This window comes from Mycobacterium sp. (assembly GCF_039583785.1).
GTDB lineage: Bacteria > Actinomycetota > Actinomycetes > Mycobacteriales > Mycobacteriaceae > Mycobacterium.
The window spans coordinates 25,639-39,142 of the sequence record NZ_JAVKSG010000002.1 but is presented as its reverse complement, the minus strand read 5'-3'; the positions used below and the strand labels follow the sequence as shown (position 1 = coordinate 39,142).

General features: G+C 66.6%; 10 protein-coding genes and 1 pseudogene. 5 read left to right on the top strand and 6 right to left on the bottom strand.

The window, feature by feature from the left end; genetic code table 11:
- Positions 1-73 precede the first annotated feature (73 nt).
- Complete coding sequence (locus ABDV69_RS01720) at positions 74-1,873, top strand: GMC family oxidoreductase (protein ID WP_343571625.1); 1,800 nt, start codon at positions 74-76, stop codon at positions 1,871-1,873.
- Here ABDV69_RS01720 and ABDV69_RS01715 read toward each other — a convergent pair.
- From ABDV69_RS01715 to ABDV69_RS01705, 3 genes are all read right to left on the bottom strand, one after another.
- Complete coding sequence (locus ABDV69_RS01715) at positions 1,857-4,250, bottom strand: glycoside hydrolase family 65 protein (RefSeq protein ID WP_343571624.1); 2,394 nt, start codon at positions 4,248-4,250, stop codon at positions 1,857-1,859. The genes ABDV69_RS01720 and ABDV69_RS01715 overlap by 17 nt on opposite strands.
- Before the next feature lie 9 nt (positions 4,251-4,259).
- Positions 4,260-4,994: a beta-phosphoglucomutase family hydrolase gene (locus tag ABDV69_RS01710; protein WP_343571623.1), complete on the bottom strand. Its 735-nt coding sequence runs from the start codon at positions 4,992-4,994 to the stop codon at positions 4,260-4,262.
- A gap of 149 nt (positions 4,995-5,143) precedes the next feature.
- The gene (locus ABDV69_RS01705; protein WP_343571622.1) at positions 5,144-5,755 is read right to left on the bottom strand and encodes a TetR/AcrR family transcriptional regulator; all 612 of its coding nucleotides are present in this window, start codon (positions 5,753-5,755) and stop codon (positions 5,144-5,146) included.
- Positions 5,756-5,778: 23 nt separating this feature from the next.
- On the opposite strand from ABDV69_RS01705, the gene ABDV69_RS01700 reads away from it, so the two are divergent.
- Positions 5,779-5,964, top strand: a complete 186-nt coding sequence (locus ABDV69_RS01700; RefSeq protein WP_343571621.1) for a hypothetical protein — start codon at positions 5,779-5,781, stop codon at positions 5,962-5,964.
- On the opposite strand, the pseudogene ABDV69_RS01695 reads toward ABDV69_RS01700, so the two are convergent.
- Positions 5,951-6,031: pseudogene (locus ABDV69_RS01695) on the bottom strand (hypothetical protein); the annotation flags it as partial. The gene ABDV69_RS01700 and the pseudogene ABDV69_RS01695 sit on opposite strands and share 14 nt — an antisense overlap.
- A 121-nt stretch (positions 6,032-6,152) precedes the next feature.
- Here ABDV69_RS01695 and guaA point away from each other — a divergent pair.
- The 3 genes from guaA (at position 6,153) to ABDV69_RS01680 (ending at position 10,189) form a co-directional block, all read left to right on the top strand.
- Positions 6,153-7,718 carry a glutamine-hydrolyzing GMP synthase gene (guaA, locus tag ABDV69_RS01690; RefSeq protein ID WP_343571620.1) on the top strand — a complete coding sequence of 522 codons (1,566 nt, stop codon included), beginning with the start codon at positions 6,153-6,155 and terminating at the stop codon, positions 7,716-7,718.
- 204 nt (positions 7,719-7,922) lie between these two features.
- Positions 7,923-8,597 (top strand): hypothetical protein, encoded by a 675-nt coding sequence (locus ABDV69_RS01685; RefSeq protein WP_343571619.1) that lies wholly within the window; start codon positions 7,923-7,925, stop codon positions 8,595-8,597.
- Entirely contained in the window at positions 8,594-10,189 is a 1,596-nt protein-coding gene (locus tag ABDV69_RS01680; protein ID WP_343571618.1) for a DNA polymerase Y family protein, read from the top strand. Before ABDV69_RS01685 ends, ABDV69_RS01680 begins: the two co-directional genes overlap by 4 nt.
- 91 nt (positions 10,190-10,280) lie before the next feature.
- On the opposite strand, the gene ABDV69_RS01675 is transcribed toward ABDV69_RS01680, so the two are convergent.
- Positions 10,281-11,318, bottom strand: coding sequence for a nucleoside hydrolase (locus tag ABDV69_RS01675; protein WP_343571617.1), 1,038 nt, complete (start codon positions 11,316-11,318; stop codon positions 10,281-10,283).
- A 101-nt stretch (positions 11,319-11,419) separates the two neighbouring features.
- Positions 11,420-13,441, bottom strand: coding sequence for an SDR family oxidoreductase (locus ABDV69_RS01670; protein WP_343571616.1), 2,022 nt, complete (start codon positions 13,439-13,441; stop codon positions 11,420-11,422).
- Between the last annotated feature and the right edge of the window lie 63 nt (positions 13,442-13,504).

Genomic DNA, 13,504 nt, shown 5'->3' with positions numbered 1-13,504 from the left:
CGAGCAGACGCACAATCGCATGACCACGGCGGCTTTTGTGCGATTCTGCGTCTGCTCGCCGTAGGCTGGCGACGTGAAACCTGACTACGACGTCTTGATCATTGGTTCGGGTTTTGGCGGCAGCGTCACCGCGCTGCGGCTCACCGAGAAGGGCTATAAGGTCGGCGTGCTGGAGGCCGGTCGCCGCTTCTCCGATGAGGAATTCGCCAAGACCTCCTGGAACCTCCGCAAATTTCTGTGGGCGCCGAAATTCGGCATGTACGGCATCCAGCGCATCCACTTGCTGCGCAATGTGATGATCCTGGCCGGCGCGGGCGTCGGCGGTGGATCGCTGAACTACGCGAACACGCTGTACGTGCCCTCGGATCCGTTCTTCAAAGACCGGCAGTGGTCGCACATCACCGACTGGCGAGAAGAACTGCTGCCGCACTACGAGCAGGCCAAGCGGATGCTCGGCGTCGTCACCAACCCGACCTTCACCGACGCCGACCGCATTCTCAAAGAGGTCGCCGAGGACATGGGTTGCGGCGACACCTTCGTGCAGACCCCGGTCGGGGTGTTCTTCGGGCCCGACGGCGCCAAGACGCCCGGGCAGACGGTGCCCGACCCGTATTTCGGCGGCGCCGGCCCGGCCCGGACCGGCTGCCTGGAATGTGGCAGTTGCATGACGGGCTGCCGGTTCGGCGCCAAGAACACCTTGGTGAAGAACTACCTGGGTCTTGCGGAATCCAATGGCGCAGAGGTAATTCCGATGACCACCGTCACCGGTTTCGAACAGCGCGCCGACGGCCTGTGGGAGATCCGCACCGCGCGCACCGGACGGGCGCTACGCCGCAAGAAACGCACCTTCACCGCCGAGCATCTGGTGCTGGCCGCGGGCACCTGGGGCACCCAGCATCTACTGTTCAAGATGCGCGACGCCGGAAAATTGGCCAAGCTGTCGGACAAGCTGGGCGAACTGACCCGCACCAACTCCGAGTCGATCGTCGGAGCGGGCCGGCTCAAGGTCAGCCCCGACTTGGACCTGACCCACGGGGTGGCGATCACGTCGTCCATCCACCCGTCGTCGGACACCCACATCGAGCCGTGCCGCTACGGCAAAGGCTCCAACGCAATGGGTCTGCTGCAGACGTTGATGACCGACGGCCCCGGCGAAGGCGGCAGCGACGTCCCGCGGTGGCGGCAGTTGCTGGACTATGCCGGTGACGATCCGCGGGGCATACTGCGAATGCTCAATCCACGTCAGTGGAGCGAGCGCACGATGATCTCGCTGGTGATGCAGAACCTGGACAACTCGATCACCACCTACACCAAACGTACGAAGCTGGGTCGTCGCCGCTACGTCAGCAAGCAGGGCCACGGTGTGCCGAATCCAAGCTGGATTCCGGTCGGCAACGAGGCCACTCGCCGCATCGCCGAGAAGATCGACGGCGTCGCCGGTGGTACCTGGGGTGAGCTGTTCAACATCCCGCTGACCGCACACTTCCTCGGCGGCGCGGCGATCGGCGACAGCCGCGAGGCCGGCGTCATCGACCCGTATCACCGGGCCTACGGCTACCCGACGCTGTTCGTGGTGGACGGCGCCGCGATCTCGGCCAACCTCGGCGTGAACCCGTCGCTGTCGATCACCGCGCAGGCCGAGCGGGCCGCATCGCTGTGGCCGAACAAGGGGGAGAACGACATTCGTCCCAAGCAGGGCGAGGCCTACCGTCGGCTCGACCCGATCGCGCCGGCCCACCCGGTGGTGCCGGAGTCAGCGCCGGGCGCGCTGCGCTGGTTGCCTTCCGTCGGCGACGATCAACAGCGCAGTGCGATCCGAAACGAGCAGGAGGAGCGGCGCATCAGTCGGCGGCCGATCAGCTCGGCGGGCTGACCGCGACGATCTTCGGCTGCGCCAAGCCGCTGCGCCGGTGCATCGGCTCGCGGCCGGGGGGTTGCAGCGGACGCGGCAACAGCGGCTGACGTTCCTGGATCTCGACGGTGAGCGGTTCGTTGCTGTTGAGCACCAGGTCTGCACCGGCGTGACGGATTTTCAACTCGCCGTCGGGCCCGTCACGCAACGTGTAGGTGACGTCCTTGTGAGTGACCGACACCGTCAGCCGGTATCCCTGCCAGTTCAGCCGAAAGCGCAGGTGTGCGAAGCTATCCGGCAACTGGGGATCCAGCGACAGCACACCTTCGTCGTCGCGGAGACCGCCGAAGCCGTTCACCAGAGCCATCCAGGCGCCGGCCAGCGATGCCATGTGCAGACCATCGCGGGTGTTGGAGTGCAGGTCGTGCAGGTCGACCAGCGCCGCTTCGAAGGCATAGTCGTGTGCCAGCTCCAGGTGGCCGACCTCGGCGCACATCACCGCCTGGGTGCACGCCGACAGTGACGAGTCGCGCACCATCCGACGCTCGTAATAGTCGACATTGCGGGCCTTTTGCTCCGGTGTGAACGCGCGGCTCTGCCATTGCATCGCCAACACCAGGTCGGCCTGCTTGATCACCTGCGCGGGGTAGAGCCGGACGTAGGGCTCGTGCAGCAGCAGCGGATATTTGTTTCGGTTCTCGAAGTCCCATTCGGCGAAGGTGGTGAATCCTTCGCACTGCTGGTGCACGCCGAGCTCTTCGTCGTACGGAATGTTGGCCGCATTGGCCGCATCACGCCAGGCGGCGGTTTCCTCGGTGGTGACACCGAATGCCCGGGCCTGCTCCGGATGACGGGCGCACGCCGCGGCGGCGACCTGAAGGTTGTGTGCCGCCATCAGATTCGTGAAGACGTTGTCGCGCACGATCGCGGTGTATTCGTCGGGACCGGTCACCCCGTCGATGTGCCAGACGCCATGCCGGTCGTGGTGACCCAGCGAGCGCCACAGCCGGGCCGTCTCAATCAGGACCTCGAGTCCGCATTCCGCTTCCAGCGACTGATCGCCGGTGACGATGCGGTACCGCTCGAATGCCATCGCGATGTCGGCGTTGATGTGGAAGGCCGCAGTGCCCGCCGGCCAGTAACCCGAACACTCCTCGCCGCGAATCGTCCGCCACGGGAACGCCGCGCCTTGCAGGCCGAGTTCGACCGCGCGATCCCTGGCCAGATTCAGCGTCGACGCCCGCCAGCGCAGGTAGTCGGCCGCCGCGTGCGGCAAGGCATAGGTGAGCACGGGTAGAACGTATCCGTCACTGTCCCAGAAGATGTGGCCGTCATAGCCGGTGCCGGTAAGCCCCTTGCTCGGAATGCCGCGGCCCTCGGCGCGTGCGCTCGCCTGTACCAGGTGGAAGAGCCCGAACCGGACGGCCTGCTGGATCACGGGGTCGCCTTCGACCTCGACGTCCGCGTTGTCCCAGAAATTGTCGAGGTATTCACGCTGGGCCGCCAGCAGCCCGTCCCATCCGGCGTAGCGGGCGCCGGCCAGGGCGCCGGCGGCCTGGTCGCGCAGAGCGGGGCGGGAGCGCAGGCTCGACCAGCCGTACGCCAGGTACTTCACGATGCGCAGTCGCTGACCCGGTCGTAATCCACAGATCACCGTGGTCCGGCCCAAGTCCGGGCGAGCTTCGGTGTGAACCTCGACGCGACCGGGGACCTCGATCTCGTGATCCATCGCTGCCGACATCATCAGCCCGCTGGCCCGGGTCCGGTGCATCAGCATGCATCGGTTCTCGGTGGCCTCGTGGTCGACTGCCTCCAGCGGCCGGTCCAGCACCGCCGATACCCGTGGGTCGCTCGATGTCTCCGGCTGGTCCTCGTTGCTGACAAGCTCGGATTGCACTGTGATACGGACGAATTCGTCGACCGCCTCGACCACATACTCGATCGCTGCGACGCTGCGGTGGGCCAGCGACACCAGCCGGGTGGAGGTCAACTTCACTTGTCGGCCTGTCGGCGAACGCCAGTGCACGTGGCGAACCAGTGTGCCAGCGCGCAGGTCGAGGATCCGCTCATGGTCGATCAATTGGCCGTAGCGCACGTCGAACAACTCGTCGTTGACCATCAGGCGAAACACTTTGCCGTTGCTCACGTCGACGACGGTCTGGCCGGCTTCGGGATAACCGAACCCGCCCTCCGCGTACGGCAGCGGCCGGACTTCGTAGAACGAGTTGAGGTAGGTGCCCGGGAGTCCGTGCGGCTCACCTTCATCGAAGTTGCCTCGTAATCCGATGTGCCCGTTGGACAACGCGAACAACGACTCTGATTGAGCCAGCATGTTCAGGTCGAGCTTGGTTTCCCGGACCTGCCAGGGTTCGACGGGGAAGGCGTCTTCGTTGATCATGCGTGGCTCCTAAATCAGATCGCCGAGGTCGGTTACCACGAGATCGGCTCCGTGACTGCGCAATTCGTCGGCTTGGCCCACGCGGTCGACGCCGACGACGTAGCCGAACTTGCCGGCGTGGCCAGCCGCCACCCCGGAGAGGGCGTCCTCGAAAACGGCTGCGGCAGAAGGCTTTACCTTCAGCAGCTCCGCGGCGCGCAGGTACGAGTCGGGTGCTGGCTTGCCCGCGATGTGCTCCTCGCGCAGCGTCACGCCGTCGACGCGTTGCTGGATGTACTTCTCGAGCCCGGCGATCTTGAGTACCTCGCGAGCGTTGGCGCTGGCCGACACCACCGCGGTGGCCAGGCCGGCGGCGGCCACCTTCTCCAGGTAGCGCCGTGAGCCCTCAAAGACCTTGACGCCGTCGGCGTGCAAAGTCTTTTGAAAGGCGTCGTTTTTGCGGGTGCCCAACCCATAGACGGTGTCCTTGTCGGCGGTGTCGTCGGGATCGCCGTCGGGCAGTTCGATGTCGCGGCTGGCCAGGAACGAGCGCACCCCGTCTTCGCGCTTCTTGCCGTCGACGTATTTCAGGTAGTCCTCGTCGGCGTCGAACGGCACGAACTGTTCCCCGTTGTCCTTGGCGTGCTGCTTGAGAAAGGCGTCGAACACCACCTTCCAGGCCTTGGTGTGCACGCTCGCGGTGTCGGTGAGCACGCCGTCGAGATCGAACAGGCAGGCGTGCACTTTTTCCGGTAGACCCAGCAAGGCGGGCCTCCCTTCTGGGATGAGGTCGGTCAGGGATGGTTTCTACCGTGAGCAGTTACCACCTCACCATGCCCGCTGCCGGTGCGCCAAATGTTCCGGCCGACCGACTTTTTTCGGCGGCGTTGCTGCGGCCGAACTGCGTCGAGCAGTCAGGTCGGTGGTGCGCCGGTGAACACGCCTTCGGCCAACCGGAGCCACGCTTCGCGGAACCGCTCGGCGTCGATGTCGCCGGGAGTTCGCCCGATCAGCAACTGCGCGATCGGCAGATAAGCCAGTGCTGCCACCAGCACCGTAGCCGTCGCCTCGGGATCTTTGACCGGCGCGACTCCGGTTTCCTTGGCGGCGGCCAGTGCCCGGCCGGTCCGCTGGTAGGCGGTAGTTGTCGCCGCCGACCACAGCTCGTCGATCATCTCGTCGATCGCCTCGGGCTCGCGGAACATCACCCTGAGTAGCTGGCTGTTGTAATCGAGACTGGCCCAGATCTGCTCGGCGCCTTGGCGCAGCGCACCCCGGACATCGGTGGGCCGCGTCCGGTTGTAGTCGTCGCGCATACTGCCCATCTGCTCCACCTGCCGCCGCGTCGCTTCCTGCAGCAGCGCCCTCTTCGAGGGAAAGTGCTTGTACAGGGCGCCGGAGCCGGGGGACAGCCCGCACGCCTGTTGGATGTCGGCGATGGACGTGGAGGCATACCCCTGACGGGCGAACAACTCCATGGCCGCTTCGAGCAGGCGATCGCGAGTGCTGGCCGCAGGGGAGGTCATGGGCGCGACCGTACCTTGGCTAGGTGCTGATCGGTGAGTGGATACTCACCAATCAGCTCGCGGCGCTTTTTGCCGCCCGCAGCGGCGCGCCGCTGATCGTTCGGCTGCGCCGGCCGTGGATGTCGACCGGAACGTCGCCCGCCACCGCGACGCGGTTGATCAGCCGATGTTGGTCGTCAGCGTCGATCCGCCCTAGCTCGGTAGGGTGACGGCGCGCAGAACCGATGCAGCCGGGTAATTCGCGACGAACGTGACGTCGGTGTGCCAGCGATTGGCGTGGTGACCGGCATGTTTTCCTGCTGCACGGCGGGGTGGGCGATGGCGGCATGAACGGCTGTGTTGACATTTGCCTACACCTACGTCAAGCGCGGAGCGCCGACGGGTGCGCCTCTAGACTATGCCGGTGGAGTCCGCATCGCCCCGTCCCGTGCTGGTCGTCGATTACGGCGCGCAATACGCCCAGTTGATCGCCCGCCGGGTGCGTGAGGCGCGGGTGTTCTCCGAGGTCATCCCGCACACCGCGGCGGTCGACGAGATCAAGGCCCGCGATCCGCTGGCGGTGGTGCTGTCCGGCGGTCCGGCCAGCGTGTACGCCGACGGCGCTCCGCAACTCGACCCGGCGTTGTTCGACCTGGGTGTGCCGGTGTTCGGTATCTGCTACGGATTCCAAGCGATGGCGCAGGCACTCGGCGGCACCGTCGCGCGAACCGGCACCAGCGAGTACGGCCGCACTGAACTGAAAGTCGTTGGCGGCGAATTACATTCCGATCTTCCCGGCACCCAGCCGGTGTGGATGAGCCACAGCGACGCGGTGACGTCCGCGCCGGACGGCTTCGAGGTGATCGCGACCAGCGCGGGCTCCCCGGTGGCGGGGTTCGAGAACCGGGCGCGGCGGCTGGCCGGCGTGCAGTACCACCCCGAGGTCCTACACAGCCCGCACGGGCAACAGGTGCTGACCCGGTTCCTGCACGAGTTTGCCGGTATCGCACCGGATTGGACCCCGGCCGGTATCGCCGAGGCGTTGATCGAGCAGGTGCGCAGCCAGGTCGGCGACGGTCACGCGATCTGCGGGCTGTCCGGTGGCGTCGATTCGGCCGTGGCCGCGGCGCTGGTGCAGCGGGCCATCGGAGATCGACTGACGTGTGTGTTCGTCGACCACGGTTTGTTGCGCGCGGGTGAGCGCGCACAAGTCCAGCGTGATTTCGTCGCCGCCACCGGCGCCAACCTGGTGACCGTCGATGCCGAGGCGACCTTCCTCGAAGCGCTGTCCGGGGTGACCAACCCGGAAGGCAAGCGCAAGATCATCGGACGGCAGTTCATCCGGGCGTTCGAGGGAGCTGTTCGAGATGCGCTGGGGCACAACGACAACGAGGTTGAGTTCCTGGTGCAGGGAACGCTGTATCCGGATGTGGTGGAGTCCGGCGGTGGCACCGGGGCGGCCAACATCAAAAGCCATCACAATGTCGGCGGCCTGCCCGACGATCTGAAGTTCGTTCTCGTCGAGCCGTTGCGACTGCTGTTCAAAGACGAGGTGCGCGCGGTGGGGCGCGAGTTGGGTTTGCCCGAGGAAATCGTTGCGCGCCAGCCGTTTCCGGGTCCGGGCCTGGCGATCCGCATCATCGGTGAAGTCACCGCGGCCCGGCTGGAGACACTACGTCGGGCCGACTCGATCGCGCGTGAGGAATTGACCGCGGCCGGCCTGGACTCCCAGATCTGGCAGTGCCCGGTGGTGCTGCTCGCCGACATCCGGTCGGTGGGCGTGCAGGGGGACGGCCGGACCTACGGGCATCCGATCGTGCTGCGACCGGTGTCCAGCGAAGACGCCATGACCGCCGACTGGACCCGGGTGGCCTACGACGTGCTGGAGCGGATTTCGACGCGGATCACCAACGAGGTGGCCGAGGTCAACCGGGTGGTGCTGGACGTCACCAGCAAGCCGCCCGGCACCATCGAGTGGGAATAGCCCGACGACGATGCGCGCCGCGAGGAGAAGTCGGGCAATCGGAATAGCCCGACTCGTTCGTCGAGGCCTGTCCCGAACGCGAATTCCTCTGGAGCCATCGCGACACGCTTCCGCTTGACCTTGTCGGTGGGTGGGTATTGACTGATGGGCAATCGAACACATATTCGAATACCAGTAGTAACACCCGTACCGTAGGAGTGCTCGATGACGGCGATGCTTACTTCCGAGCAGCCGCAGCACAACCGTGCTGAACAGCTAAAACAGCTGCGCAGGCAGATGGCGGCGGTATCCGGGAAGATTGGCTCTCTGCGGCGCGGCCACGCCCATCTGGACGACCTGCTTCCGGATTCGGAAGCCAGGCTCCCGGTCCCGCAGTTGCTGACGGACTTGTTGCCGGATGCGTTGCCACGAGGAGCGGTTGCGGTGTTGTCGGGTGCCCGGTCGTTGCCGCTGAGCATGGTGGCCGCGGTGACGGCCGCCGGCGGGAATGCGGCCATCGTCGGCCAACCGGATGTCGGACTGCTGGCCGCGGTGGAAATGGGCGCCGATCTGAGCCGGCTTGCGGTGATCCCGGATCCCGGCACCGACCCGGTGGAGGTGGCCGCGGTGCTCATGGACGGAATGGACCTGATTGTGCTGGCGCTGGGCGGACGCTTGGTGCCGATGACTCGGGCCCGGGCCGTGGCGGCCCGGGCTCGGCAGAAAGGCTGCACGTTGCTGGTCACCGACGGCAGCTGGCAGGGTGCGTCGATCCGGCTCAAGGCTCGGGTCTACGGTTACGAAACCACCTCGGAAAAGCCGGGTTTCGGGCGGATCAACAAGGTGCGGCTCGAGGTGTGTGCAGCGGGGCGGGCGATCCGGCAGGCTCGAACGGGGTGAGTGTGGCTTCGCGGGTATTGGCGATTTGGTGCATGGACTGGCCCGCGGTTGCCGCCGCGGCGGCGGCGGGACTGCCGGCGACGTCCCCGGTGGCCGTCACGCTGGCCAACCGGGTGATCGCCTGTTCGTCGGCGGCTCGTTCGACGGGTGTCCGGCGAGGGCTGCGACGGCGCGAAGCGTCGGCCCGCTGCCCGCAACTGCACGTGGTGGCCGTCGACCCGGACCGTGACGCCCGCTTCTTCGAAGGAGTGGTTGCGGCGGTCGACGACCTGGTGCCCCGGGCCGAGGTGCTGCGTCCCGGCCTGGTGGTGATGCCGGTGCGCGGGGCGGCCCGGTTCTTCGGGTCCGAACAGCAGGTCGCCGAGCGGTTGACCGACGCGGTGGCCGCGGCCGGCGCCGAGTGTCAGGTCGGAATAGCCGATCAGCTCCCGACTGCGGTCTTCGCGGCTCGGGCGGGCCGGGTCGTAGCGCCGGGGGAGGATGCGCGGTTTCTGTCGACGCTGTCGATCCGGCAACTCGCCACCGAGCCCAGCCTGTCTGGTCCAGGGCGGGCTGGGCTGGCGGATCTGCTGTGGCGGATGGGGATTCGCACCATCGGTCAGTTCGCTGCGCTGTCGCGAACGGACGTCGCCTCCCGGTTCGGCGCCGATGCGGTGAGCGCGCACCGGTTCGCCCGGGGCGAGCCGGAACGCGGGCCGTCGGGGCGTGAGCCGCCGGCCGAACTCGATGCGGTGTTGCAGTGCGATCCGCCGATCGACCGGGTCGACGCCGCGGCGTTCGCCGGGCGCTCGTTGGCCGGCGCGTTGCATCAGACGTTACTCGCTGCCGGAGTGGGTTGCACCCGGCTGGCCATCCATGCCGTGACCGCCAACGGTGAAGAGCTGAACCGGGTTTGGCGCTGCGCCGAGCCGTTGACCGAGGATGCCACCGCCGACCGGGTGCGCTGGCAGCTGGACGGCTGGTTGAACACCCGGATCGTCGTGGATCGGCCTACCGCGCCGCTGGTTCAGTTACGGCTGCAGGCCGTGGAGGTGGTGTCGGCGGGGGCGCTGCAGCTACCGCTGTGGGGTGGTCTCGGCGAAGAGGACCGGATGCGGGCACGTCGGGTGCTGATCCGGGTGCAGGGTCTGCTCGGGCCGGAGGCGGTGCAGGTGCCCACGCTGTCCGGCGGTCGCGGGCCGGCCGAACGCATCACGTTGACACCACTGGGCGACGAGCCGGTGCCGCTCGCCGATCCGAATCGGCCGTGGCCCGGCCAGCTGCCGGAGCCATCACCGGCGGTGCTACTCGACGACCCAGTGGAACTGCTTGATAGTCAAGGCAATTCGATTCGGATAACCAGTCGCGGGTTGTTCTCCGCCGACCCGGCTCGGCTGACCGCCCGCGGCCGCGACAATCAGCTGCACTGGTGGGCCGGCCCATGGCCGGTCGACGAACGGTGGTGGGATGACCGGCTTGATGCCGGTCAAAAGGCGGGTCGGACCGCTCGGGTGCAGGTGTTGTTGGAAGGCGAGCGACCGGCCGATCCCGGCACCGCGCTACTGCTCTGCTATCGGCAACGGAGGTGGTACCTGGAGGGAATCTACGAGTAACGCGAGCTTCCGTGCGCCGAGCGTGCAGTCACTGCGAAAAAGCGGCGAAAATCGGCTCACAGCAGTTACACGTTCGGCGAGTAGAAGCCGATCAGCCCAGTCGGCTGGCAAACGGGCCCACCCGCTCGATGAACCGGTCGAAGAACACCGTCGGGTCTGCCTGAACAGCGATCAACGCGTTGGGCTTTCGAGCCCAACGGCCCGACCAGTCGGTGACTGTCATGCCCCGGGTCAGGGTGCCGGTCAACTCGACGTCCACCGTGGTTTGCCGGGTCTCGACAAGCTGCGGATCCAATGCGACCGCCGCGGCCAATGGATCGTGTAGATGCGCGAGGTAGCCATGGCCCCGGTCGTGATACGACTCCAGGTAAAACCGCGTCGCATCTTCGATCACCCGGATGAGCGGGTTGGAGGCCGACGACCGGGTGCCGCGCTGATCCTCGGCGCTCAGGGTGGTCGTTGTCGACTCGGCCGCGGCGGCCAGGCGGGAAAGAATGTCCGGGGTGAGTGCGATCTGCCGGGTTACGTCGAGGCCACACAAGATCGGAAGACGTTGTGGGTCGACGTCCTCCGAAGGTGACCAACCGGCGAATACCTCGGCCGCCGCCTCCGGGTCGAAGGCGATGTTCCACTCGGCCGCCGGGGTGGTGTTCCCTAGGTGGTCGTAGGCGCCGCCCATGATCACCAACCGGCGCAGCAGTTCCGGCAGCGCAGGCTCTTTGCGTAACGCCAGCGCCAGGTTGGTCAGCGGCCCGGTGGCCACTCCGATCAACTCGCCCGGATGCTGTTGCGCCGCTGCGACCCACGCCGTAGCGGCATCGTCGCCGCTGATCCGTCGCTCGGTTGGTGGCAAGTCGGCGTAGCCCAAGCCGCGCGGTCCGTGGACCGGACTGTCCGTGCGCACAGCGGAGTTCAGCGGGTGATCGGCACCCCTCGACACCGGTATGCCCTCGACGCGGCACAGGTCGAGCAGACCGAGATTGTTGTCGCAGACTTGGTCGACGGGGACGTTGCCACCGGTCGAGGCGATGCCGACGAGTTCCGCGTCCGGGCTGGCCAACAGGTAGATCAGTGCAATGGCGTCGTCAACGCCGGTGTCGACGTCGGCGAAAACTGGTGCGGCGGCCACCGCGGACACGATACCCGCTCAGGCCTGGTCGATCCGGTTGGTGACGCAAGGGCGCATGGCGAGCCAGACTGCCCGGCGACGCGATCGAACCGAGTTCGCTGTTACCAGTGCACACCGGGAACCAGGCGCACGACGCGCTTGACCGGGCCGGGGATCCGTACCCGAGCAACCGAGGCACGCGTCGGCGGCTTCGGTCGGCGTGACGAAGGCTGTTCCACAACAGGATTCGGGTCTATCGGTTGCGCCTCACCACGCGCCGCGGCCGAATCCGGGTAGCCGAGGTACACCTGGTGCAGGATTCGCCGCGACAGCTTCGGAGTGAAATAGTGGCCGGCCTCCGACAAGGTGCCCAGCGGCGTGTCGATCCGTGATGGCTTGTCGATCAATCCACGAACCACCATCGCGGCCGCGTGTTCGGTGCTGATCGGCGGAATCGGGTTCAGCCGCCGGGACGGCTTGATCATCGGGGTGGCCACCAACGGCATGTGGATGTTGGTAAATGTCACGTGGTCAGACAGTGTTTCGGTGGCAACCACTTCGGAGAACGCGTCAAGTGCGGCCTTCGTGGGCAGGTACGAGCTGTACTTGGGGCTGCGGGCCTGCACGCCGGCGCTGGACACGTTGACGACGTGGCCGAAACGGCGCTCACGCCAATGCGGCAGCAGCGCCAGAACCATTCGCACCGCGCCAAAGTAGTTGACCGCCATCACCCTTTCGTAGTCGTGCATCCGGTCGGTCTGATTGACCACCGATCGACGGATCGATCGACCCGCGTTGTTGACCAGATAGTCCACGTGATCGAAGCGGCCCAGGATGTCTTTGACGGTGTGGTCCACCGACCCGGAATCGGTGACGTCGCAGGTGAAGGCGTAAGCCTGTCCGCCTTTCGTACGAACCTCTTTCACCAGATCGTCGAGCGCATCACTATTGCGAGCCAGCGCGAACACGCATCCGCCACGTTCGGCGACCGCAAGCGCTGCCGCCCGGCCGATACCGCTGGATGCTCCGGTGATGATCACGTGCCGGCCGACCAGCGGGCCGTCCGGATCGTCGCGGCGGGCCCGGTCGGGATCGAGATGCTCGGCCCAGTACCGCCAGAGCGCCGGCGCATAGCTGCTGAATTCGGGCACCGTAATTCCGCTGCAGCGCAACGCGTTCTGCGTCTGGTCGGAGATGAAAGTCGGGGCAAGGTCGACGACGTCGAGAACCTCGCCGGGGATGCCCAGTTGAGTCGCGATCATGTTGCGCCACACCTTGGGCCGGCCACGCGCTTTTAGCACCGGCGCCGCCACCGACTTGGGTAGCGACCCGCGCAGCATCGGCAATCCCGCTGCGGCGGCAACCCCTCGGTAAATACCTCGCAGCCCAATGGTTTTCGGCGAGGTGAGGTGGAACGTCTGCCCGTCGCGCCCGTCGGCGTGCAGCAATGCGACCAGGGCGTCGGCGACGTAGTCCACCGGAACGATGTTGGTGCGACCGGTGTCGGGCAACATCATCGGCGTCAGCCGCGGCAGCACCGCGAGCTTGGCCAGCACGGGAAAGAAGTAGTACGGCCCGTCGATCTTGTCCATCTCGCCGGTGCGCGAATCACCCACCACGACCGCCGGCCGGTAGATCCGGTACCGCAGCCCCGACGTCGAGCGGACCAGCAGTTCAGCCTCGAACTTCGTCTGGTGATACGGCGTCGGCAACTGTTGACCGATGTCGAAGTCGTCCTCGGTGTACTCGCCGCGGAAGTCGCCGGCCACCGCGATCGACGACACGTGATGCAGGGTCGCATCGAGCCGGCACGCCAGCTCGATCACGGCCTGGGTGCCCTCCACGTTGGCCGCGCGCTGCGCGGCTTCGGCGGCGGTGATGTCGTAGATCGCCGCGCAGTGCACCACGTGGTCGACCGCGCCCAGCTCGGCCAACGGCTCCTCGGTCAACCCGAGCTGCGGCTCAGTCAGCTCGCCAACCAGCGGCTTTGCTCGATCACCCCAGGCTGCGGCCAAGCGTTCGAAGCGGCCGAGGGAGGATCGGCGAACCAGGACCCATACTTCGGCGTCCGGGTGGGCGTCCAACAGACGCGACACCACGCGGCGCCCAATAAACCCGGTACCGCCGGTAACGATATAGCGCATGTAGGACATCGTGCGCGTGGCGTGGTCGGACGTCAACGCAGTGTGACGTGATCGTTGAACCGG

What these genes read in the sequence shown, in the direction of transcription:
- ABDV69_RS01715 (WP_343571624.1), bottom strand. Translation starts at nt 4,250, where the DNA reads ATGATCAACGAAGACGCCTTCCCCGTCGAACCCTGGCAGGTCCGGGAA.
- ABDV69_RS01670 (WP_343571616.1), bottom strand. Translation starts at nt 13,441, where the DNA reads ATGCGCTATATCGTTACCGGCGGTACCGGGTTTATTGGGCGCCGCGTG.
- guaA (WP_343571620.1), top strand. Translation starts at nt 6,153, where the DNA reads ATGCCGGTGGAGTCCGCATCGCCCCGTCCCGTGCTGGTCGTCGATTAC.
- ABDV69_RS01685 (WP_343571619.1), top strand. Translation starts at nt 7,923, where the DNA reads ATGACGGCGATGCTTACTTCCGAGCAGCCGCAGCACAACCGTGCTGAA.
- ABDV69_RS01705 (WP_343571622.1), bottom strand. Translation starts at nt 5,755, where the DNA reads ATGACCTCCCCTGCGGCCAGCACTCGCGATCGCCTGCTCGAAGCGGCC.